This is a genomic window from Azospirillum sp. (genome assembly GCF_050789165.1).
In genome coordinates, this window is the sequence record NZ_JBOZRT010000033.1 from 137,776 (window position 1) to 160,651 (window position 22,876).

20 protein-coding genes are annotated in these 22,876 nt (G+C 70.1%); 13 read left to right on the plus strand and 7 right to left on the minus strand.

Annotated features, from left to right (window positions below; genetic code table 11):
- Positions 1–246 precede the first annotated feature (246 nt).
- Both ACRWK7_RS07295 and ACRWK7_RS07300 read right to left on the minus strand, forming a co-directional pair.
- The gene (locus tag ACRWK7_RS07295; protein WP_431855534.1) at positions 247–3,945 is read right to left on the minus strand and encodes a vitamin B12-dependent ribonucleotide reductase; all 3,699 of its coding nucleotides are present in this window, start codon (positions 3,943–3,945) and stop codon (positions 247–249) included.
- A 317-nt stretch (positions 3,946–4,262) separates the two neighbouring features.
- Positions 4,263–4,709 carry a bacteriohemerythrin gene (locus ACRWK7_RS07300; protein ID WP_431855535.1) on the minus strand — a complete coding sequence of 149 codons (447 nt, stop codon included), beginning with the start codon at positions 4,707–4,709 and terminating at the stop codon, positions 4,263–4,265.
- A gap of 130 nt (positions 4,710–4,839) precedes the next feature.
- On the opposite strand from ACRWK7_RS07300, the gene ACRWK7_RS07305 reads away from it, so the two are divergent.
- The 3 genes from ACRWK7_RS07305 to ACRWK7_RS07315 all read left to right on the plus strand — a co-directional run bounded on the left by ACRWK7_RS07305 (position 4,840) and on the right by ACRWK7_RS07315 (position 6,406).
- Positions 4,840–5,529 (plus strand): helix-turn-helix transcriptional regulator, encoded by a 690-nt coding sequence (locus ACRWK7_RS07305; RefSeq protein ID WP_431855536.1) that lies wholly within the window; start codon positions 4,840–4,842, stop codon positions 5,527–5,529.
- A gap of 71 nt (positions 5,530–5,600) precedes the next feature.
- The gene (locus ACRWK7_RS07310; protein WP_431855537.1) at positions 5,601–5,972 is read left to right on the plus strand and encodes a VOC family protein; all 372 of its coding nucleotides are present in this window, start codon (positions 5,601–5,603) and stop codon (positions 5,970–5,972) included.
- Positions 5,969–6,406, plus strand: a complete 438-nt coding sequence (locus ACRWK7_RS07315) for an EVE domain-containing protein (protein WP_431855538.1) — start codon at positions 5,969–5,971, stop codon at positions 6,404–6,406. Before ACRWK7_RS07310 ends, ACRWK7_RS07315 begins: the two co-directional genes overlap by 4 nt.
- Positions 6,407–6,508: 102 nt before the next feature.
- On the opposite strand, the gene ACRWK7_RS07320 is transcribed toward ACRWK7_RS07315, so the two are convergent.
- The 4 genes from ACRWK7_RS07320 to ACRWK7_RS07335 all read right to left on the minus strand — a co-directional run bounded on the left by ACRWK7_RS07320 (position 6,509) and on the right by ACRWK7_RS07335 (position 9,837).
- The gene (locus ACRWK7_RS07320; protein WP_431855539.1) at positions 6,509–7,522 is read right to left on the minus strand and encodes a DUF6352 family protein; all 1,014 of its coding nucleotides are present in this window, start codon (positions 7,520–7,522) and stop codon (positions 6,509–6,511) included.
- Between the two features lie 8 nt (positions 7,523–7,530).
- Entirely contained in the window at positions 7,531–8,466 is a 936-nt protein-coding gene (locus ACRWK7_RS07325; RefSeq protein WP_431855540.1) for an alpha/beta fold hydrolase, read from the minus strand.
- A gap of 54 nt (positions 8,467–8,520) precedes the next feature.
- Positions 8,521–8,943 carry a hypothetical protein gene (locus ACRWK7_RS07330; RefSeq protein ID WP_431855541.1) on the minus strand — a complete coding sequence of 141 codons (423 nt, stop codon included), beginning with the start codon at positions 8,941–8,943 and terminating at the stop codon, positions 8,521–8,523.
- Positions 8,944–9,030: 87 nt separating this feature from the next.
- Complete coding sequence (locus ACRWK7_RS07335; RefSeq protein WP_431855542.1) at positions 9,031–9,837, minus strand: SDR family NAD(P)-dependent oxidoreductase; 807 nt, start codon at positions 9,835–9,837, stop codon at positions 9,031–9,033.
- Positions 9,838–10,209: 372 nt separating this feature from the next.
- Here ACRWK7_RS07335 and ACRWK7_RS07340 point away from each other — a divergent pair, with 372 nt between their 5' ends.
- From ACRWK7_RS07340 to pgi, 10 genes are all read left to right on the plus strand, one after another.
- The gene (locus ACRWK7_RS07340) at positions 10,210–10,659 is read left to right on the plus strand and encodes a MaoC family dehydratase (protein WP_431855543.1); all 450 of its coding nucleotides are present in this window, start codon (positions 10,210–10,212) and stop codon (positions 10,657–10,659) included.
- 121 nt (positions 10,660–10,780) lie between these two features.
- A complete protein-coding gene (locus ACRWK7_RS07345) occupies positions 10,781–11,731 on the plus strand; it encodes a bifunctional riboflavin kinase/FAD synthetase (protein WP_431855544.1) in 951 nt (316 codons plus the stop codon).
- Between the two features lie 40 nt (positions 11,732–11,771).
- Positions 11,772–12,254 (plus strand): DUF29 domain-containing protein, encoded by a 483-nt coding sequence (locus tag ACRWK7_RS07350; protein ID WP_431855545.1) that lies wholly within the window; start codon positions 11,772–11,774, stop codon positions 12,252–12,254.
- Between the two features lie 85 nt (positions 12,255–12,339).
- On the plus strand, positions 12,340–13,035 hold the full coding sequence (locus ACRWK7_RS07355; RefSeq protein WP_431855546.1) for an orotate phosphoribosyltransferase: 696 nt from the start codon (positions 12,340–12,342) through the stop codon (positions 13,033–13,035).
- Positions 13,036–13,214: 179 nt separating this feature from the next.
- The gene (ileS, locus tag ACRWK7_RS07360) at positions 13,215–16,064 is read left to right on the plus strand and encodes an isoleucine--tRNA ligase (RefSeq protein WP_431855547.1); all 2,850 of its coding nucleotides are present in this window, start codon (positions 13,215–13,217) and stop codon (positions 16,062–16,064) included.
- Positions 16,065–16,189: 125 nt separating this feature from the next.
- Positions 16,190–16,690 (plus strand): signal peptidase II, encoded by a 501-nt coding sequence (gene lspA, locus ACRWK7_RS07365; RefSeq protein WP_431855548.1) that lies wholly within the window; start codon positions 16,190–16,192, stop codon positions 16,688–16,690.
- 65 nt (positions 16,691–16,755) lie between these two features.
- The gene (locus tag ACRWK7_RS07370; RefSeq protein ID WP_431855549.1) at positions 16,756–17,349 is read left to right on the plus strand and encodes a DUF3035 domain-containing protein; all 594 of its coding nucleotides are present in this window, start codon (positions 16,756–16,758) and stop codon (positions 17,347–17,349) included.
- A gap of 67 nt (positions 17,350–17,416) precedes the next feature.
- Positions 17,417–18,769, plus strand: a complete 1,353-nt coding sequence (locus ACRWK7_RS07375; protein WP_431855550.1) for a M16 family metallopeptidase — start codon at positions 17,417–17,419, stop codon at positions 18,767–18,769.
- Positions 18,770–18,772: 3 nt separating this feature from the next.
- On the plus strand, positions 18,773–20,101 hold the full coding sequence (locus ACRWK7_RS07380; protein WP_431855552.1) for a M16 family metallopeptidase: 1,329 nt from the start codon (positions 18,773–18,775) through the stop codon (positions 20,099–20,101).
- Between the two features lie 227 nt (positions 20,102–20,328).
- The gene (gene pgi, locus ACRWK7_RS07385; RefSeq protein WP_431855553.1) at positions 20,329–21,978 is read left to right on the plus strand and encodes a glucose-6-phosphate isomerase; all 1,650 of its coding nucleotides are present in this window, start codon (positions 20,329–20,331) and stop codon (positions 21,976–21,978) included.
- 2 nt (positions 21,979–21,980) lie between these two features.
- Here the strand turns inward: pgi and ACRWK7_RS07390 are convergent, their stop codons facing one another.
- Positions 21,981–22,856 (minus strand): HD-GYP domain-containing protein, encoded by an 876-nt coding sequence (locus ACRWK7_RS07390; protein ID WP_431855554.1) that lies wholly within the window; start codon positions 22,854–22,856, stop codon positions 21,981–21,983.
- Positions 22,857–22,876 lie beyond the last annotated feature (20 nt).

The window sequence follows — 22,876 nt, forward strand, 5'->3', positions numbered from 1 at the left end:
CCTGCAACAGCAGGATCAGGAGAGTGAGGATCTCTTTCATCCTCGTCCCTCCGATAGGCGGCGGGGGTGGTGGCCTACCCACCACCCCGTCCGCACCGGGACTGTGGCGCACCTCTGCGCTGTAACGCGAGACGATTATTCCCGTATTCGGCGGCACACCTGCTCCGCCGGCGGTTGCGCGTGCCCAAAAGAAAAGGGGCGCTCCGAGGAGCGCCCCTTTCCTTCATCGGCCGGGATGGCGGCCGGTCACGAGCAGCCCGTGGTCGAGCCGCAGGTGTCGCACTTGAGGCAGGTGCCGTTGCGGACCAGCGTCATGTTTCCGCATTCGCCGCACGGATCGCCCTCGTAGCCGCGGGCCTTGGCCTCGCGGACGCGGTCGTAGCGGTTGTCCGAGTAGCTGCCGCCGTACGCGGTGCCGACCGCCACCGTGGCCGAGGCGGCGACCGCCGTCGCGGTGCTGACCGGCGCCACACCGGTGGTGCCGGTGGCCGCCGCGGTGGCGACGGCGGCCTGCGCGGCGATCTGCATCGCCGCCGCCGCCCGCTGCGCCTGCCCGCCGTCGAGGACGCGCAGGTTGTTGCGGACGTAGCCGGTCGAGGCGACGCGGCGGACGATGTCCGACGGCTGCACCTGCGCGGCTTCCGGCAGGTCGGCCTGCTTGTCGCCGGTGCCCACGGTGAAGGGCAGCAAGTCGTCCGGCGTGGCGTGCGCCAGGTCGTTGCGACCGAGGTAGGAGATCGCCAGCTCGCGGAACAGGTAGTCGATCACCGACGTCGCCATCTTGATGGCGTCGTTGCCCTGCACCGAGCCCGACGGCTCGAAGCGGGTGAAGGTGAATGCCTCGACGAACTCCTCCAGCGGCACGCCGTACTGCAGGCCGATGGACACCGCGATGGCGAAGTTGTTCATCAGCGAGCGGAAGGCGGCGCCTTCCTTGTGCATGTCGATGAAGATCTCGCCCAGACGGCCGTCCTCGTACTCGCCGGTGCGCAGGTACACCTTGTGCCCGCCGACCATCGCCTTCTGGGTGTAGCCCTTGCGGCGGTGCGGCAGCTTCTGGCGGTCGGCGATCTTCCGCTCGACGATCTTCTCGATCACCTTCTCGACGATGCGCTCGGACACCATCTGGGTGCGGGCGGCGTTCGGCGCCTCGACGATGGCCTCGACGCCGTCCTCCTCGTCCTCGACCAGCGCGGCCGACAGCGGCTGGCTCAGCTTCGAGCCGTCGCGGTACAGCGCGTTCGCCTTCAGGCCGAGGCGCCAGGACATCAGGTAGGCGTCCTTGCACTCCTCCACCGTCGCCGAGTTCGGCATGTTGATGGTCTTGGAGATGGCGCCGGAGATGAAGGGCTGCGCCGCCGCCATCATGGTGATGTGGCTCTCCCACGACAGGAAGCGCTTGCCGATGCGCCCGCACGGGTTAGCGCAGTCGAACACCGCGAGGTGCTCGTCCTTCAGGTAGGGCGCACCCTCGAGCGTCATGGCGCCGCAGCAGAAGGTGTTGGCCTCCTCGATGTCGGTGCGGCTGAAGCCCAGCGCGGTCAGCAGGTCGAAGCCGGGGGCGTCGATCTGCTCCGCCGGGATGCCCAGCGCCGAGGTGATGAACTCCGCGCCCAGCGTCCACTTGTTGAAGACGAACTTGATGTCGAAGGCGGTGCCCAGCGTCAGCTCGAGCTTGGTCAGCGCCTCGGTGGTGAAGCCCTTGGCGCGCAGGCTCTCGTGGTTGACGCCCGGCGCGCCCTTCAGCGTGCCGTGGCCGACCGCGTAGCGCTCGATCTCCTCGATCTCCTCGTCGGAGTAGCCCAGCGTCGCCAGCGCCTCCGGCACCAGCCGGTTGACGATCTTGAAGTAGCCGCCGCCGGCCAGCTTCTTGAACTTCACCAGGGCGAAGTCCGGCTCGATGCCGGTGGTGTCGCAGTCCATCACCAGGCCGATGGTGCCCGTGGGCGCGACCACGGTGGCCTGGGCGTTGCGGTAGCCGTGCTGCTCGCCGAGGCTCAGCGCCTCGTCCCACACGCGGCGGGCGGCGAAGGCCAGCTCGTCGTCCGGGCAGAGGTCGGCGACGAAGGGCACCGGCTTGACCGACAGGCCCTCATAGCCCTCCGACTCGCCGTAGGCGGCGCGGCGGTGGTTGCGGATGACGCGCAGCATGTGCTCGCGGTTGGTCTCGAAGGCCGGGAACGGGCCCAGCTCCTGCGCCATCTCGGCCGAGGTGGTGTAGGCGACGCCGGTCATCACGGCGGAGATGGCGGCGCACAGCGCGCGGCCCTCGTCCGAGTCGTAGGACAGGCCCGACGCCATCAGCAGGCCGCCGAGGTTGGCGAAGCCGAGGCCGAGGGTGCGGAACTCGTAGGAGAGCTGGGCGATCTCCTTCGACGGGAACTGCGCCATCAGCACGGAGATTTCCAGCACGACGGTCCACAGGCGGCAGGCGTGCTCGAACGCCTCGACGTCGAAGCTGCCGTCCGTGCGGCGGAACGTCATCAGGTTCAGCGACGCCAGGTTGCAGGCCGTGTCGTCGAGGAACATGTACTCAGAGCACGGGTTCGACGCGTTGATGCGCCCCGACGCCGGGCAGGTGTGCCAGTCGTTGATGGTGGTGTCGAACTGCACGCCGGGATCCGCGCAGGCCCACGCGGCGTGGCCGATCTTGTCCCACAGGTCGCGGGCGCGCAGCGTCTTGACGACCTTGCCGTTGGTGCGGCCGATCAGGTCCCAGGCGCTGTCGTCCAGCACGGCCTGGATGAACTTGTCCGACACGCGCACCGAGTTGTTGGAGTTCTGGCCGGCCACCGTCAGGTAGGCCTCCGAATCCCAGTCGGTGTCGTAGGTCTTGAAGTCGATGTGCGTGTAGCCCTGGCTGGCGAACTGCATCACGCGCTGGATGTAGTTCTCCGGGATCTGCACCTTGCGGGCGGCGATGATCGCGCGCTTGAGTTCCTTGTTCTCCTTCGGGTCGGTGCCGTTCTGGCAGGCCGACATCACCAGCGATAGGTGGTGCTGGCAGATCTTCGAGCCGGCGACCAGCGCGGCCACCTTCTGCTCCTCGACCGCCTTCCAGTCGATGTACGCCTCGATGTCCGGGTGGTCGAGGTCGACGGTGACCATCTTGGCGGCGCGGCGGGTGGTGCCGCCCGACTTGATGGCGCCCGCCGCGCGGTCGCCGATCTTCAGGAAGCTCATCAGGCCCGACGACTTGCCGCCGCCGGCCAGACGCTCACCCTCGCCGCGCAGGCGGGAGAAGTTGGAGCCGGTGCCCGAGCCGTACTTGAACAGGCGCGCCTCGCGCACCCACAGGTCCATGATGCCGCCCTCGTTGACGAGGTCGTCGGCGACCGACTGGATGAAGCAGGCGTGCGGCTGCGGGTGCTCGTAGGCCGAGGCCGAGGAGGTCAGCAGGCCGGTCTTGAAGTCGACGTAGAAGTGGCCCTGGCTCGGGCCGTCGATGCCGTAGGCCCAGTGCAGGCCGGTGTTGAACCACTGCGGGCTGTTCGGCGCCGCCATCTGGGCGGCCAGCATGAAGCGCATCTCGTCGAAGAAGGCGCGGGCGTCGCCCTCCGAGTCGAAGTAGCCGCCCTTCCAGCCCCAGTAGGTCCAGGTGCCGGCCAGACGGTCGAAGACCTGCTTGGCCGAGGTCTCGCCGACGGCGCGCTTCTCCTTCGGGAGATTCGCGAGCGCGGCCTCGTCGGCCTCCTTGCGCCACAGCCAGGAGGGAACGGTGTTCTCCTCGACGGCCTTGAGGGCGGCCGGGACGCCGGCCTTGCGGAAGTACTTCTGGGCCAGGATGTCGGAGGCGACCTGGCTCATGCCCTCCGGCACCTCGATGTCCTGCTGCGAGAAGACCACCGATCCATCGGGGTTGCGGATCTCACTGCCGGTGCGGCGGAAGCCGATGCTGGCGTACGCGTCCTGACCTTCGCTCGTGAAACGTCGCTGGATCCGCATGGTACTCCTCGAGCTCCCTTCCCCGTGGCGCAGGCACGCAGAAATCCGCCGCCCGACACCAGATGATGTGTGGTGTGCGCACCCTACCACGAACGACTAGTCGGTCAACAAGCACTAGGGGGCGGTGCCGACTTATCCCCAGGATATGGTGTGCCTGTGAACAACGTGCATAGTTTTCCAAGGTTCCCCGGCCCTGTGGGGAACACCAGATCTAGTGCAGCGCAGGCACGCCGAAAGCCGCGCGGACGGGCGTCGCGCGGGGGAAAGCGGGGTGCCGCGGGGGACTCTCCCCGCGGGTGCCCCGATCGGTGGATGGCTTATTCCGGGACGCCGCGCTCGCGCAGGAAGGCGCCGAGCTTCTTATCGACTCCGAGGATATGGCCCAGCAGCCACTTGCCGAGGAAGCCCAGCACGTAGGCCCCCTGCTCGCCGCCGGCGTCCAGCGCGTTGTTCACGTCGTGGATCTGGCGCACGAAGGTGTCGTGCATGGTCTTGTGGACGGCGAAGTCCGGGTAGCCGTGCTCGCGCATCAGCCGTTCCTCGCGGTCGAAGTGGCTGTCGGTGTACTCCAACAGTTCCACCAGGACGCCTTCGATCTCCGAATCCGCGCGGTTGCCGTTCACCGCGGTGACCAGTTCGTTGAACAGTTCGAACAGCCGCTTGTGGTCGGCGTCGATGTCTGGATGACCGACTCCGAACCCGTCCTGCCAGCGGACCGCGTCCCAGCGCGGGTCGGCAGAAGGCTTCATGGTCTTGGCGTGCATCGGCGTGTCCCCCTATGGCCGGCCGTTGCCCGGCGCGGCTCCGTCGTCGCTCTCCCGCGGGCCGCTATACGCTTGCACCCTGAGTCTCCGAAGGTGGCATGATGTCCCACGCCTGTTCCGGAACCTCGCCGTGGCCCGCGCCGAACGCCTGCTCGACCTCATCCAGCTCCTGCGCCGCCACCGCCGGCCGGTGAGCGGCCGCGCGCTCGCCGACGAGCTGGGGGTGAGCCTGCGCACGCTGTACCGCGACATCGCCGCGCTGCAGGCGCAGGGCGCGCGCATCGACGGCGAGCCGGGGGTGGGCTACCTGCTGCGCCCCGGCTTCCTGATGCCGCCGCTGATGTTCACCGAAGAGGAGATCGAGGCGCTGGTGCTGGGCGCGCGCTGGGTGGCGGACCGGGCGGATTCGCAGCTGGGGTCCGCGGCACGCAACGCGCTGGCGCGCATCGCCGCGGTGCTGCCGCCGGACCTGCGCGAGTCCCTCGACGCCACGACGCTGCTGGTTGGCCCCGGCGAGCCGATGGCGGCCGGCGACTCCAGCCTCACCCTCATCCGGCGGGCGATCCGGACCGAGCGCAAGCTGACCGTCGCCTACCGGGACGCATCGGGCGCGGCGAGCCGGCGCACCGTCTGGCCCTTCGCGGTCGGCTTCTTCGACCGGGTGCGCGTGGTGGTGGCGTGGTGCGAGCTGCGCCAGGCGATCCGCCATTTCCGCACCGACCGCATCGTCACGCTGGAGGTCAGCGAGACCCGCTACCCGCGGCGCCGGCACGCCCTGCTGAAGGAGTGGCGGGAGGCGGAGGGAATCGCGGAGCGCTGACACCATGCTGACAGAAACTGTCAGCAGGTGCGTCTAGGATCCTCCCCAGACACCAACCGGAGGACACCGCCATGCACGACCCGAACTTCGTCATCCTCTACGTCGCCGACGCCCCGACCAGCGCCGCCTTCTACGCCGAGCTGCTGGGCACTCAGCCGGTCGAATCCTCGCCGGGCTTCGCCATGTTCGTGCTGTCCTCGGGCTTCAAGCTGGGCCTGTGGACGCGGCACACGGTGCAGCCGGCGGCGACCGGAACGGTGGGCGGCGGCGAACTGGTGTTCGCCGTGGCCGATGCCGACGCCGTGGGCGCCACGCACGCCGACTGGAGCCGGCGCGGCCTGCGCATCGCGCAGGAGCCGACGGCCATGGAGTTCGGCCACACCTTCACCGCGCTCGACCCCGACGGGCACCGCCTGCGCGTCTACGCCCCGGGGGAGCAATGAGCGCGCGGGCCTGGATCGCCGTCGCCTCGGCCGAGCACGTGCGCATCGGCCGCGCCGGCGGGTTCATGCAGGTCTGCCACGGCAAGGCGGCGCCGCTGCGCCGCCTGCGGCCGGGGGACCGGGTGGCCTACTACTCGCCGACAGGCACCTTCCGCGGCGGCGACACGCTGCAGGCCTTCACGGCGGTGGGCGTGGTGAAGGCGGGCGAGGTCTACCAAGCCGACATGGGCGGCGGCTTCCACCCGTTCCGCCGCGACGTGGCCTGGAACGACGCCCGCGAGGCGCCGATCCGGCCGCTGCTGGGGGCGCTGGACTTCGCGGCCGGCGGGCGGAACTGGGGCTACCAGCTGCGCTTCGGGCTGTTCGAGGTGAGCGACCACGACATGGACGTGATCGCCGAGGCGATGGGCGTGGGGATGTTGGTCGCCGCGTGACTCTTGCCCCCACCCCTGACCCCTCCCCCGCTGCGCAGGGGAGGGGGATCAAGGCACCCTCCCCTGCGCAGCGGGGGAGGCCGGGGTGGGGGCAAAAGCGCGTCAGGAAATTGATGCCAGCGGCAAGTTCACCAGCAGGTTCTGCGGCTTGAGCCGCAGCGTGCGGTCCGGCGCCATCGCCATGGCCAGGTACACCGGCCGGCCGGCGAGGTCCGGGCGCATGGCGGCGGGGTCGGCGAACTCCAGCCGGAACAGCGCCAGGATCCGGGCGAGCCGGTCCTCGTCGACCTCGGCCCCGTTGTAGAGGTCGTTGAGGATCGCCGTCGCCTCGGCGTCCAGCCCAACGTGCCAGACCCAGCGCTCGTCGCGGATGGTCTGCACCGGGTGGACGGCGACCGTCACGCCCAGGAAATGCGCCACCCACCGCTCCAGCAGGCGGCACAGCGCATCCAGTCCGGCGGCGCCGAAGGTGACATCGAGCACCGTGTCGTACTTTTCGTCGCGGCCCCAGTAATTGGCGTGCGAGCGCTCGTCGAGCACGTCCAGCTCCACCGAGCGCGGCGCCGTGCCGGCCTCGACCACCAGCCGGCCGAGGTTGCCGAAGCCGCCGGTGGCGGCGTGCATGGCGACCGTCTCGGAATCGGCCAGCCGCACCCGGCCGTCGTCCAGCGACACCGTCTGGGCGCGGAAGAACAGCTCCCCTGCCCGTGCCCGCAGGCCGGACGGAGTCTCGTCCAGCACGCCGCGCAGGATCGCGTGCACCAGCTGGTCGATGAACAGCCCCGGCACGCCGCGCGCCCCTTCGCGGAACAGGCGCAGGTAGCAGCCCTCCAGCGTGCCGGCGGCCAGAAGGCGGTCGCGGAAGCCCAGCCAGACCTGGAAGTTCTCGCGCGCGTCGGCGTCGGCGAGCGCCGCCACCTCAGAGTCGGCGACCCGGCGGCGCGGCTCCTCCAGGAGACCATTGTAAAGGGCGACCTCGTTGGCGCAGGCCTCGGGCGGCGGCTGCATCTCCGGGCGCAGCAGGTAGGCGCGCAGGAAGTCGTCGGTGACCTCCAGCCTCCCCTCGGCGTCGCGGGTCAGCAGGTGATAGCCGGAGCTTCTCCAGAAATCGGGCATGGCACACTCTACAGGGAATGGCGGACGAGGAAGGCGTCGATGTCCGCCCACACGCGGTCGCGGATCGCATCGCACTCCATCAACACTTCATGGCGGGCCTGCGCGTACTCGGCCAGTTCGCAGCTCGGCCAGCGCCTGGCCACCGCGCGCTGCGCCGCCGAATCGACCACCTGGTCGCCCGGCGCGCTGAGCAGCAGCACGGGGTAGCGCACGCGGTCCAGCGGCTCGGTCGCGCACACCGCGTCGGCCGCCCGGAAGGCGGCGCGCAGCCAGGCGAAGCTGACGCCGCCGACGCGCAGTTCCGGCCGGTCGCGGTAGGCGTCGTGGAAGACGGCGTAGCGGCGCGGATCGCTGGTGATGACGTTGCCCTCGAACGCCGCCTCGCGCGGGTCGTAATCGCCCTGGCCGAAGGCGTAGCACCCCCCGAAGCCCAGCGCGCAGGCCGCGTTCGCCAGGAAACGCGCCAGCCACACCGGAAAGCCGCGCAGGTTGATGCCGTGCATGGGGGCGGAGAGGATGGCGGCGTGGAAGCGTTCCGGGTGCCGCGCCGCGTGCAGCGTCGCCACCAGCCCGCCCATGGAGTGCGCCAGCAGCACCAGCGGCCCGCGCGCCCTCGGCGCCACGACCCCGGCGACGAAGCGCTCCAGGTCGTCGGCGAGGACGGCGAAGTCCTCGACGTGGTGCCGCTGCGGGTTCGGGCGCGGTCGGGTGGAGAGGCCCTGGTTGCGCCAGTCCATGGCGAACACCTCGAAGCCGCGAGCCAGCAGCGTGCCCGCGGTCTCCTCGTACTTCTCAATGAACTCGGCGCGGCCGGTGAGGAGGACGAACGTGCCGCGCACGGCGCCGGACGCCGGCCAATGGGCGGTGCGCAGGCGCGCACCGTCGGGCAGGTCCAGCCAGCCGAACTCCGGCCCCCTGCCGGTCACACCGCTCGCGTCCGCCATCGTCCCTCCCGTTTCACGCGCGGCATTGAAGCACCGCGGCGGAAACGGAACAAGTCACGCGGCACGGTCGATGCGGGCCGGCTCGGTCCCCTTCAGCGCCCAGTCGCGCGCGCGGCGCAGCGGCTCCGGTCCGGGCCGGGGCGCCACCAGGACGCGGGCCCGCTCCGCCAGCCCGGCGGCGCGCAGCGCGTCGGCCACCACCGCCGCGTCCCCGCCGCCGCGCACCAGCGCCGCGACGCGGCCGGCGTCGTGCTGCCGGGCGAGGTGCATGGGGTCGGCCAGCCGCTCGTGCAGGTCCGGCGACAGCGGCACGCCGCTGAGGTCGGCGACGATGCTCCACCCCGCGCCGCGCCCGCGCAGGAACCAGCAGGCGCGCTGGAAAAGGTCGGCGAACTCGTCGCGCTCGGCCTCGCTCAGCGCGCGCCGCACGGTGACGTACAGACCCCATCGCCGGGGTGCCAGCGCGAACCCGTTCATGCCCGTCGATCCCTGCCCTGCCTGAGCCGCGGGCGACGGTTTAGCCTCCATCCCGCCGGGAATCCCAATGAAGGTTTTGTTATCCGTTCAGGCATCCGTCCGCCGGCCGAAGCGGCCGCCGCGGTCGAACACCGCCAGCACGGCGCCCAGGCCGCCCGCCGCGGTGTGGCGCGACCACAGGAACGGCGCGAGCGCGGTGCGCTTGGCCATGCCCATGACGTGCACGGTGCGCCGGCCCAGCGCGTCCAGCCCGGCGCGCGCCACGCGGTCGGGATCGTCGGCGCCCGGCAGCCGGGCGACCCGGAACCCCGTGCCCCGGCCGAAATCGGTGCGCGTGGCGCCGGGGCACAGCACCAGAAGGTCCACCGGCTTGCCGCGCAGCTCGGTCGCCAGCGCCTCGCCATAGGACAGCAGGAACGCCTTGCTGGCGCTGTAGGTGGCGAGGTACGGCACCGGCTGGAACGCCGTGGTGCTGGACACCAGCAGCAGCCCGGCCCGGCGGTTCGCCGCCGCGGCCCGGTCGATCATGCCGGGCAGCAGCGCGCGGGTCAGCACCGTCACCGCCGTGACGTTCAGCTCGACGGTGGCGCGCTCGTCCTCCGGCGCGTTGGCGATCACCGCGCCGAAGGCGCCGACGCCGGCGTTGTTGATCAGCAGGTCGATGCCCAGCGTCTCCGCCTTGGCGATCAGGGCGGTGCGGCCATCGTCGGTGGTGAGGTCGGCGGCCAGCACCTCCACCGTGCGGCCGGGACGGGACAGCGCCTGCTGCGCGCGGGTCAGCGCCTCGGCGTTGCGCGCGGTCAGCAGCAGGTTCGTCTCGGCCGGCAGCGCGCGGGCGAAGGCGGCGCCGATGCCCGACGAGGCGCCGGTGACCAGGGCGAAGCGGTGCGGCATCGCGGACATCCTTGGTGACGCGGATCGTCCGTCTGACCATCGTGCCGGAACGGCAGAGGTCAACCCTGCCGAACGTCATCGTCCGAGTCGCCGATTGTCCGGCGGCGTACAACCGCAGGGCAGGAGACCTTTCCCCTGCCCCGGAGGAACAGATACCCGCTCCCGGATGGGATCCGATTCGGTTTTCGGCCGTTTTGCAGGTGCGATGAGAAAAAGATGACAGACGTCGCCCTTTCGTGGCGCTCCGCAAAAATTTACCGTTTTTTTCCGTGGAGTGTATTGTCATCATGGTTCCGCGGCGCACATATCGCACCGCATCATTTTCCCGCTGCGCCGCAAACGCACAGCATCGGAACGAGAAGGACCACGCGTATGGACGACGTTCGTCAGATCTCCAAGGAACTGGACGGTCACTATGTGGAGGACCTGTCCGTCGGCATGACGGCCGCCTACGCCAAGACCATCACGGACGCGGACATCGTCCTGTTTGCCGGCATCTCGGGCGACACCAACCCGGTGCACCTGAACCAGGAATACGCCAGCGGCACCATGTTCCAGGGCCGCATCGCGCACGGCATGCTGTCGGCCGGCTTCATCTCGGCGGTGCTGGGCACCAAGCTGCCGGGTCCGGGCTGCATCTACATGTCGCAGACGCTGAAGTTCAAGGCGCCGGTCCGCTCGGGCGACACTGTCACCGCCCGCGCCACCGTCACCGAGATCATCCCGGAAAAGCGCCGCGTCATCATGCGCACCGTCTGCAGCGTCGGCGACACCGTCGTCCTCGAGGGCGAGGCCATGCTGATGGTCCCGTCGCGCGGCTGATCCGCGCCCGCCATCGCGCCTTGATCGATCCGGCAGCGCCGGCGCGTTTACCCCGCGCCGGCGCTGTTCTATATACTCGCCAGCCGGCGGCACCCCCGGCACCCGGCGAGAGGCATCCTCCTTGCGACTGTTCCGACACACCGACGACCTGCCCGAAGACGCGCGCGGCGCCGTTCTGGCGCTCGGCAACTTCGACGGCGTGCACCGCGGCCACCAAGAGGTGATCGGCACCGCGCAGCGCATCGCGCGCGACCTCGGCGTCCCGGCCGGCGTGCTGACCTTCGAGCCGCACCCGCGCAGCCTGTTCCGCCCGGACGAGCCGCCCTTCCGCCTGTCGCCCTTCCGCGTCAAGACCCGCCAGCTGGAAGCGCTGGGCCTCGACCTCGCGGTGGTCTGCCATTTCGACGAGGGCTTCCTGCACAAGAGCGCGGTCGCCTTCATCGAGGAGAACCTCGTCCACGGCCTCGCCATCCGGCACGCAGTGTGCGGCAGCGACTTCCTGTTCGGCCACAAGCGGGCCGGCGACGCCGACCTGCTGAAGCGGTACGGCGCCCGGCACGGATTCGGCGTCACCGCGGTGGGGCCGGTGACCGACCCGCGCGGCGGCGTCTATTCCTCAACCCGCGTGCGCGACGCGCTGCTGGCCGGCGACACGCGTGGCGCCGCGCACATCCTCGGCCACCTCTGGGAGATCGAGGGCCGCGTCGAGCACGGCGAGAAGCGCGGCCGCACCATCGGCTTCCCCACCGCCAACATCGAGCTGGGCGACTACCTGCGCCCGGCCTTCGGCGTCTACGCCGTGCGCGCCGGGGTGGACCGCGGCGCCGGGACGGAGTGGATCGACGGCGTCGCCAACCTCGGCCTGCGCCCGACCGTCGGCGGCACGGTGGAGCGGCTGGAGGCGCACCTGTTCGACTTCGACGGCGACCTCTACGGCCAGCACCTGCGCGTCCAGCTGATCGACCACATCCGCCCGGAACGGAAGTTCGCCAGCTTCGACGAGCTGAAGGCGCAGATCATCCGCGACGCCGAGGCCGCCCGCGCGGCGCTGGCCCGGCCGGTGGAAATCTGAGGCATTTCGCCCTACTCTCTCGGAGGACCGAGAGGACGCCATGCCCGACGCCCGACTCTACGACACCGACTTCTACGCCTGGACCCAGGAGCAGGCCGCCACGCTGCGCCGCATGGCGGAGGCGCGCGTCAACACCGAGCTGGACCTGGAGCACTTGGCGGAGGAGGTCGAAAGCTTGGGAAACAGCGACGTCAATGCCCTGGCCAGTGATCTCAGCCGGGTGATCGAACATTTGCTCAAGCTGGAGCACTCCCCGGCCTCTGACCCCCGGCGCAACTGGATGCTCAGTGTGGTTGAGCATCGTGGACGTGCGCAAAGGGCCGCAGAGAACAGCGGCTCCCTGAGACGGATGCTGCCCGGGCTTTTGCCCAACGCATGGAAGTATGGCCGCAGGAGTGCGGCCAAGGCGATGGAACTGTTCGACGGATTCGACCCCGCCACCCTCCCCGCCGAGTGCCCGTACACGCTGGAGCAGATCCTCGACGACGACTTCTGGCCGGCCAGCCGCCACGGGCTGGGCTGATCCCCGCCCCTCGCCGGTTGCGAATCCCCGCGCGGCTGTTTACACAGGGCTTCCGCCCGCAAGCCAGCCGCCGGAGTGCATCGCCATGCAGTCGCTCGCCGCCCTTCCCGACCGCGAGGTCATCGCGTCCACCGCCGCCAAGCTGCTGCTTGAGATCAAGGCGCTGCACTTCAACGCCGAGACGCCGTTCATCTTCACCTCCGGCTGGGCGAGCCCGGTGTACACCGACTGCCGGCGCATCATCTCCTTCCCGCGCGCCCGCGCGGCGCTGATGGACTTCGGCGTCGCCACCATCCTGCGCGAATGCGGCTACGAGGGCATCGACGCCATCGCCGGCGGCGAGACCGCGGGCATCCCCTTCGCCGCCTGGATCGCCGAGCGCATGGGCCTGCCCATGCAGTACATCCGCAAGAAGCCGAAGGGCTTCGGCCGCAACGCCCAGATCGAAGGCGTGGTGGAGGATGGCCAGCGCGTCCTGCTGGTCGAGGACCTCGCCACCGACGGCAAGAGCAAGGTCAACTTCGTCAACGCGCTGCGCGATGCCGGCTGCGAGTGCACCGACACCTTCGTGATCTTCTATTACGGCATCTTCCCGCAGTCGAAGGAGATCATGGACGGCATCGGCGTGCGCCTGCACTCCTTGTGCACCTGGTGGGACGTGCTGAAGGTGGCGCGCGACAACAACTACTTCGACGTCAGGACGCTGGACGAGGTGGAGAAGTTCCTGCACGCCCCGGTCGACTGGTCGGCCGCCCACGGCGGCAAGGCGACGATGGACTGAGCGCCGCCTTGACCGAACCCCACGCACGGCTAATATCCGGGCCCATGACGCGTTTGCGCCCCGGGCTCGACCTGCGAATTATCAACCCGGTCCTCTGAGGAGGGCCGGGACGTTTTGCGTTGCCGACCGGGGGCCCGGACCGTGGCGCCCCGGAACCGTTGCCCAGGGACCGACCCCACATGACCCGCGACTACAAGTCCACCGTCTTCCTGCCCCGCACCGACTTCCCCATGCGCGGCGGCCTGCCCACCAAGGAGCCCGAGCTGCTGGCGCGCTGGGCGGAGATGGACCTGTTCGCCAAGCTGCGCGAGACCTCCAAGGACCGGCCGAAGTTCATCCTGCACGACGGCCCGCCGTACGCGAACGGCAACATCCACATCGGCCACGCGCTGAACAAGATCCTCAAGGACGTGATCAACCGCTCGCGCCAGATGCTGGGCTTCGACGCGAACTACGTCCCCGGCTGGGACTGCCACGGCCTGCCGATCGAGTGGAAGATCGAGGAGAAGTACCGCGGCGCCGGCAAGGACAAGGACGAGGTTCCGATCATCCAGTTCCGCGCGGAGTGCCGCGAGTTCGCGCAGCACTGGGTCAACGTCCAGACCGACGAGTTCAAGCGCCTGGGCGTCGAGGGCGACTGGAAGCGCCCCTACCTGACCATGACGCTGCCGGCCGAGGCGCAGATCGTCCGCGAGATCCACAAGTTCGCCATGAACGGCGGCCTCTACAAGGGCGCCAAGCCGGTCATGTGGTCGGTGGTCGAGAAGACCGCGCTGGCCGACGCCGAGATCGAGTACCACGACCACACCTCCACCACCTGCTTCGTGCGCTTCAAGGTGGAGGGCGCCGGCGCGCCGGAGGTCGATCACGCCACCGTGGTGATCTGGACCACCACGCCCTGGACGCTGCCGGCCAACCGCGCCATCGCGTTCGGCGAGGAGATCGAGTACGGCACCTACAAGGTCGCCGGCGTGGCCGAGGGCAGCCTCGCCCAGGTCGGCGAGCGGCTGGTCCTCGCCACCGCGCTGGCCGAGCAGGTGTTCAAGGACGCCAAGGTCACCGAGTACCAGCTGCTGCACCGCTTCCCGGGCTCGCGCATCGCCGGCACCATCTGCCGCCACCCGCTGAACGGCCAGGGCTACGACTTCAAGGTGCCGCTGCTGCCCGGCGACTTCGTCACCACCGACGCCGGCACCGGCTTCGTCCACATCGCCCCCACGCACGGCGAGGACGACTTCTACCTCGGCCAGGCGCACGGCATCGAGGTGCCGCAGACGGTGGGCGAGGACGGCCGCTACTACGACCACGTGCCGCTGTTCGCCGGCCTGCGCGTCTACACCGCCGAGGGCAAGCCCGGCGAGGCCAACAACGCCGTGCTGAAGGCGATCCAGGAGGCCGGCGGCCTTTTGGGACGCGACCGGATCAAGCACAGCTACCCGCACTCCTGGCGCTCCAAGGCGCCGCTGATCTTCCGCACCACGCCGCAGTGGTTCATCTCCATGGAGACGAACGGGCTGCGTCAGGTCGCGCTGCAGGCGATCAGCGACACCCGCTGGGTGCCGCCGCAGGGCGAGAACCGCATCCGCTCGATGATCGAGAGCCGGCCGGACTGGTGCATCAGCCGCCAGCGCGCCTGGGGCGTGCCGATCGCGCTGTTCGTCAAGAAGTCCGACGGTTCGATCCTGCGCGACGAGGCGGTGTTCGCCCGCATCGCCGACATCTTCGAGCAGGAGGGCTCCGACGCCTGGTTCGCCCGCGACCCGCAGGACTTCCTGGGCAACAGCTACAAGGCCGAGGATTTCGAGCAGATCAAGGACATCGTCGACGTGTGGTTCGAGTCCGGCTCGACGCACGCCTTCGTGCTGCGCCAGCGCCCCGAGCTGGGCTGGCCGGCGTCGCTGTACCTGGAAGGCTCGGACCAGCACCGCGGCTGGTTCCATTCCTCGCTGCTGGAGTCCTGCGGCACCAACGGCCGTGCACCCTACGACGCCGTGCTGACGCACGGCTTCACCATGGACGAGCAGGGCCGCAAGATGTCCAAGTCGCTGGGCAACGTGGTGGCCCCGCAGGAGGTCTGCGAGAAGTACGGCGCCGACATCCTCCGCCTGTGGGTGGTCGGCACCGACTACACCGAGGACCAGCGCATCGGTCCGGAGATCATCAAGTACCAGGCCGACCTCTACCGCCGCCTGCGCAACACGCTGCGCTACCTGCTGGGCGCCCTGGCAGACTTCAAGCCGGAGGAGCGCATCGAAAAGGCCGAGATGCCGGAACTGGAGCGCTGGGTGCTGCACCGCCTGTCGGAGATGGACGCCCTGGTGCGCGACCGCATCGAGGCGTACGACTTCCACGGCCTGTACACGGCGGTGCACAACTTCTGCGCCGTGGACCTGTCGGCCTTCTACTTCGACGTCCGCAAGGACAGCCTGTACTGCGATGCACCCGCGTCGGTGCGCCGCCGCTCGGTGCGCACCGTGATGGAGCAGCTGTTCTCCTGCCTCACCGCGTGGCTGGCGCCCGCCATCTGCTTCACCGCCGAGGAGGCGTGGCAGGCCCGTCCGGACGGCCTGAAGTCCGGCACCGGCTGGACCGAGGAGAGCGTGCACCTGCGCGTCTTCCCCACCGTGCCGGCGTCCTGGCGCGACGAGGCGCTGGCGGAGAAGTGGGCGAGGATCCGCGACGTCCGCCGCGTGGTGACCGGCGCCCTGGAGTTGGAGCGCGCCAACAAGGCGATCGGTTCGTCACTGCAGGCGAGCCCGACGGTGTACGTGGACGCCGACACCAGGGCGCTGCTGGCCGGGCTGGACTTCCAGGACGTCTGCATCACCTCGGCGATCACCGTCGCCGAGGGCGCGGCGCCGGAGGGGGCGTTCACGCTGGCCGACGTGCCCGGCATCGGCGTGGCGCCGGGGCTGGCCGCCGGCGGCAAGTGCGAGCGCTGCTGGAAGGTGCTGCCGGAGGTTGGAACCGCCAAGGACCACCCGACGCTCTGCCTGCGCTGTGCCGAAGCCGTGGATGCGGCGTTCTAGGTCTCTGCATCGGGCCCCCCTCCTAACCTCCCCCCACTTCGCGGGGGGAGGAACAGGCCCTCCCCCCGCGCAGCGGGGGAGGGTTGGGTGGGGGCCCATCTCGGACACTTCCCAAGAGGACCCGCATGCAAGCCTTCGTCGCACCGCAGCGTCCGTCGCGTTTCGGCTTCGGGATCGCCGTCGCGGTGCTCGTCGTCGTGCTCGACCAGATCAGCAAATGGTGGATCCTCGAACACGTCATGCGCCCGCCGCGCGTCGTCGAGGTGACGCCCTTCTTCAACCTCGTGATGGCGTGGAACCAGGGCGTCAGCTTCGGCATGTTCTCGCACGAGGCGGCGGTCATGCCCTACGTGCTGTCCGGCGTGGCGCTGGTCATCGTCGCGGTGCTGCTCGCCTGGCTGCGCGGGGCGGAGCGGGCGCTGGTGGCGCTCGCCATCGGGCTGATCGTCGGCGGCGCCATCGGCAACGTCATCGACCGGCTGCGCTTCGGCGCGGTGGCCGACTTCCTCGATTTCCACGCCTTCGGCTTTCACTTCTGGGCGTTCAACGTCGCCGACACGGGGATAAGTGTGGGCGTGATGCTGCTCATCCTCGACGGATTGTTGGCAGGGCACGACAAGGCGTAGTAGAAACATGCGCGCCGGCCGCTCCGCGACCCGGCCGCCTATGACACACGACGGGACTGACAGCCGTGCACAGCAGCACCATCACCGCTTCCCCGCGCCGCGCCGCGACCCCGATCCTCGGGCTGGCGCTGCTCGCCCTGGCTCTCTCCGGCTGTTCCGACGCGCGCCGGGCCATCGGCCTGGACCGCAACGCGCCGGATGAGTTCGCCGTCGTGTCGCGCGCCCCGCTGACCCTGCCGCCCGACATGCGCCTCACCCCGCCGCGCCCCGGCGCCATGCGCCCGCAGGAGGCGACGCCGACGCAGCTCGCCGCCTCCAGCGTGTTCGGCGGCGCGTCCCGCTCCGGCGCTCCGGCCAAGGCGGCCAACAAGGCGCCGGCCTCGCAGGGCGAAGCGGCGCTGCTGACCAAGGCGGGCCCGGCCGACCCGGGCATCCGCAACCGGGTCGATGAGGAGACCTCCGCGCTGATCGTCGCCGACAAGCGCTGGATCGACCGCCTGCTGTTCTGGCAGAAGCAGGAGCAGCCCTACGAGATCGTCGATCCGAAGAAGGAGAGCCAGCGCCTGCGCGAGGCGCAGGCCCAGGGCAAGCCGGTCAACGACGGCGTCGTGCCCACGATCGAGCGCAAGCGCAAGGCGCCGCTCGAAGGATTGTTCTGAGCATCCTAAGATCCCAGTATTTAGGGGCGCCCATCCGGGCGCCCCTTTTCGATTCCGGAGACGGTCGATGTTGCGCACCACCCGCGCCCTGCTGACGGCGCTCGTCCTGCTGACCGCCGCGCCTCAGGTACAGGCCGCCGAGAAAGGCGTCTTCTTCCCCGAGACGTTCACGCTGTCGAACGGCATGCAGGTGGTGGTGATCACCAACCGCCGCGTGCCGGTCGTCACCCACATGGTCTGGTACAAGGTCGGCGCCGCCGACGAGGAGCGCGGCCATTCCGGCCTCGCCCACTTCCTCGAGCACCTGATGTTCAAGGGAACGGACGAGCTGCCGCCCGGCGCCTTCTCGCGCATCGTCGCCAAGAACGGCGGCAAGGACAACGCCTTCACCTCCTGGGACTACACCGCCTACTTCCAGAGCGTCGCCCGCGACCGGCTGGAGCTGGTGATGCGGATGGAGGCGGACCGCATGGCCAACCTCAAGCTCACCGACGCCGTCGTCTACCCCGAGCGCGACGTGGTGATGGAGGAGCGCCGCCAGCGCGTCGAGAACGAGCCGGCCGACAAGATCGGCGAGCAGATCAACGCCACCCTCTTCGTCCACCACCCCTACGGCACGCCGATCATCGGCTGGCCGCAGGAAATGGCGGCGATGACCCGCGAGGAGGCCGAGGCGTTCTACAAGCGCTGGTACGCGCCCAACAACGCCATCCTGGTCGTCTCCGGCGACGTCTCGGCCGAGGAGCTGAAGCCGCTGGCCGAGAAGTACTACGGCACGGTCGCGGCCAAGCCGGTGCCCGAGCGCAAACGCGTCAGCGAGCCGCCGATCGGCGCCGAGCGCCGCGTCATCCTGCGCGACGCCGAGGTGCGGCAGCCCTCGATCCGCCGGCTGTGGCACGCGCCGTCCTATCGCACCGACAAGGACGGGAACGCCTACGCCCTGCAGGTGCTGGCCGAGATCATGAGCGGCGGCGCCACCGGGCGGCTGTACCGTTCGCTGGTGGTGGAGCAGAAGCTGGCCACCTCGGCGTGGCTGGGCTACGGCGCGTCGTCGTGGGACGACACCACGCTGTCCATGGGCGCCACCCCGGCGCCCGGGGTGGACATGGACAAGCTGGAGGCGGCGCTGGATGCCGAGCGCACCAAGCTGCTGAAGGACGGCGTCACGCCCGAGGAGGTCGCCACCGCCCGGAAGCGCATGCTGACCGAGGCCGCCTACGCCCGCGACAGCCTGTCCGGCCCGGCCAACGCGCTGGGCCAGGCGCTCGCAACCGGGCAGAGCATCGACGACGTCGAGAGCTGGCCGGTGCGCATCGACGCGGTGACGGCCGAGCAGGTCAACGCCGCCGCCCGCGCCGTGCTGGGCAAGAACAACCACGTGACCGGCCTGCTGCTGCCGGCCAACCACAAGGGGAGCTGACGCATGCGCTCCATCGTCGCGGCACTGCTGGTGCTGTTCGTCGCCATCCCGGCGCACGCCATCGAGGTGAAGCGGGTGGTCAGCCCCGGCGGCATCGAGGCGTGGCTGGTCGAGGACCACAAGATCCCCGTCGTCGCGCTGGAATGGGCGTTCGAGGGCGTCGGCGGCACCGACCCGGCCGGCAAGGAGGGGCGCGCCAACCTCGTCGCCTCCACCCTCGACGAGGGCGCCGGCCCCTACGACGCGCAGGCCTTCCAGGGCCGCATGCAGGACCTCGCGGTCAGCCTGGGCTTCGACGCCGGGCGCGACGGCTTCACCGGAAGCTTGCGCACGCTGAAGGACAACCGCGACGAGGCGTTCGAGCTGGCGCGGCTCTCGCTCGCCGAGCCGCGCTTCGACGCCGAGGCGGTGGAGCGCGTGCGCACCTCGATCCTGTCCAGCCTGCGGCGCGACCTCGCCGACCCGAACTACGTGGCGCGCCGGGCCTTCTACGCCGCCGCCTACCCCGGCCATCCCTACGGCGGCGAGGTGCGCGGCTCGCTGGAGAGCCTGCCCAAGGTCGCCATCGACGACCTGCGCGCCTTCATGGCGAGCGAGCTGGGCCGCGACCGGCTGGTGGTCGCCGCCTCCGGCGCCATCACGCCGGAGGAGCTGGGCAAGGCGCTCGACCGCGTGTTCGGCGGCCTGCCGGCCAAGAGCCAGAGCGCCCGCCTGCCCGACGCCGTCGCCAAGGGGACCGGCGAGACGCTGGTGGCGCCCCGCCCGACGGCGCAGACGCTGATCCTGCTCGGCCAGCAGGGCGTGCAGCGCGACGACCCGGACTGGTACGCGGCGAGCGTGATGAACTACATCCTCGGCGGCGGCGGCTTCACGTCGCGCCTGATGGAGGAGGTGCGCGAGAAGCGCGGCCTGTCCTACGGCGTCTACAGCTACCTGATCCCGCTCGACCACGGCGCGCTGATCCTGGCCAGCGGCTCCACCGTCAACGCCAAGGCCGCCGAGACGCTGGAGATCATCCGCGCCGAGTGGAAGCGCATGGCCGACGGCGGCGCCACGGACCAGGAGATCCAGGACGCCAAGACCTACCTGACCGGCTCGTTCCCGCTGCAGTTCAGCTCGACCTCGGCCATCGCGCGGATCCTGCTGCAGGTGAAGCGCGACAACCTGGGCATCGACTACCTGGACAAGCGCGACGCGCTGATCAACGGCGTGACGAAGGACGACGTGCAGCGCGTCGCCAAGCGGCTGCTCGACCCCGCCAAGCTGCTGACCGTGCTGGTCGGCCGGCCGGAAGGGGTGACCGCAACGAAGACGCTGGAAGGCGGGAGCTGACCTTCCCGCAGCCAGCTTTACTGACCGTCATCCCCGCGAAGGCGGGGATCCATGCGTTCCACAGCCTCTCGCCTTGGGCGTTATGGATCCCCGCCTTCGCGGGGATGACGGAACAGAGACGAGGCCGATCCACGGAAAGCACCCCACCCCGCGCGTTTTGACCCATACCCCGCGCTCGGTCCCCGGTGCTACCGTCCCAGGGATCCTTGAGGAGGAGAAGACCGTCGATGTCCGCACTCACCCAATCCGCCGCCTGGGCGGCGCTGTCGGCGCATCGCGCGGCCATGGCCGGCGTCCACATGCGCGACCTGTTCGCCAATGATCCCGGCCGCTTCTCCCGCTTCTCGCTGGAGGCCGCGGGGCTGCTGTTCGACCATTCGAAGAACCGCATCACCGACGAGACGGTCCGGCTGCTGCTCGACCTCGCCCGCCAGCAGGACGTCGAGGGCTGGCGCGACCGCATGTTCGCCGGCGAGAAGATCAACACGACCGAGAACCGTGCGGTGCTGCACACCGCGCTGCGCAACCGCTCCAACCGGCCGGTGCTGGTGGACGGCAAGGACGTCATGCCGGAGGTGAACGGCGTGCTGGCGCGCATGGGCCGCTTCGTCGAGGCGGTGCGCAACGGGGCGTGGGCCGGCTACACCGGCCAGCCGATCACCGACATCGTCAACATCGGCATCGGCGGCTCCGACCTCGGGCCCGTCATGGTGACCGAGGCGCTGACCCCCTACCTGCACCCGAACATCGGCGTGCACTTCGTCTCCAACGTGGACGGCACCCACATCATGGAGACGCTGGAGTGGCTGGACCCGGAATCGACGCTGTTCGTCATCGCGTCGAAGACCTTCACCACCCAGGAGACGCTGACCAACGCCCACACCGCACGGCGCTGGTTCCTGGAAACCGCCGAGGACGAGGCGCACGTCGCCCGGCACTTCGTCGCCGTCTCCACCAACGAGGCGGAGGTGCGCAAGTTCGGCATCGACCCGGAGAACATGTTCGGCTTCTGGGACTGGGTCGGCGGCCGCTACTCGCTGTGGTCGGCCATCGGCCTGCCGATCGCGCTCGGCGTCGGCATGGAGGCGTTCGAGGAGCTGCTGGACGGCGCCCACGCCATGGACGAGCACTTCCGCACCGCGCCGCTGGAGCGGAACATGCCGGTGCTGATGGCGATGCTCGGCGTCTGGTACATCGACTTCTGGGACGCCCGGTCGCACGCCGTGCTGCCCTACGACCAGTATCTGCACCGCTTCCCGGCCTACCTGCAGCAGCTCGACATGGAGTCGAACGGCAAGTCGGTGGACCGCCGGGGCAACCCGGTGGACTGCGCCACCGGCCCGGTGGTGTTCGGCGAGCCCGGGACCAACGGCCAGCACGCCTTCTACCAGCTGATCCACCAGGGCACCGAGCTGGTCCCCTGCGACTTCCTGGCCCCGACGGTGACGCACAACCCGGTCGGCGACCACCACCGCATCCTGCTGTCCAACGTCTTCGCCCAGCCCGAGGCGCTGATGCGCGGCAAGACGCCCGACGAGGTGCGCGACGAGATGCGCAAGAAGGGCGTGCCGGACGCGGAGATCGAGGACCTGCTGCCGCACCGCGTCTTCGCCGGCAACAAGCCCAGCAATACGATCCTGTTCAAGAAGCTGAGCCCGCACACGCTGGGCGCCCTGGTGGCGCTGTACGAGCACAAGGTGTTCGTGCAGGGCGTGGTGTGGGGCATCAACAGCTTCGACCAGTGGGGCGTCGAACTGGGCAAGCAGCTGGCCAGCAAGATCCTTCCCGAGCTGACGGCGCCCTGCGCCGCCGCCCCGGCGCCGGGCCACGACAGCTCGACGGCCGGGCTGATCGCCTGGTACCAGCGGAACCGGTAGGCCTACACCGCCGCCATGCTGGCCGGCGCCACGCTCTGACGCGACGGCATCGGCCAGACCCGCTCCAGCCCGTCCTCGACCACGGCGAGGCAGGCGTCCACCACCGCCGCGTCCAGCTTGCCGCCGCGCTGGGCGCGGATCTCCTCCACCGCCGCCTGCACGCCCAGGCCGGCGCGGTACGGACGGTGCGAGGTCATCGCCTCGACCACGTCGGCCACCGCGACGATGCGCGCCTCCAGCGCGATGGCGTCGCCCGCAAGCGCCGCGGGGTAGCCGGAACCGTCCAGCCGCTCGTGGTGCTGCCCGACGACGGCGTGCACCGCCGGGGGAAAGGCGATCTTGCCGACGATGGCCTGGCCGCTGGCGACGTGCCCCTTGACCAGCGCGAACTCGTCCACGGTCAGGCGGCCGGGCTTCGACAGCAGCTCGGCCGGGATCGCGATCTTGCCGATATCGTGCAGCAGCGCCCCGATGCGGATCGAATCCACCCGCTCCCGGTCCAGGCCCATGCGCTGCGCGATGGCGACGGACAATGCGGCGACGCGCTCCTGGTGCCCGGCGGTGTAGGGATCGCGCTGGCTGAGCGTGTGCGACAGCGCGCCGACCGTCTCCTGCAGCAGCACCTCCAGCCGCTCCGCCGTCCGGGCGTGCGCCTCCTCGGTCGCGCTGCGCCGCCGCAGCTCGCGCCGCAGCAGCAGCTTGAGCGCCAGCGCCGTCATCCCGACGAAGACCAGCCCCTTGGCGATCTCGAACCACCACAGCGCGGCGATGTCGGCCCCGAACAACTGATCGGCCGCCCCGCTGCCCGCCAGGATCCACGCCGCCCCCGCCACGGCGTAGGCCACGCTGATCCTGGTGGAAAAAGATCGGACCGCCATGGCCCACCCGCGACAAATCT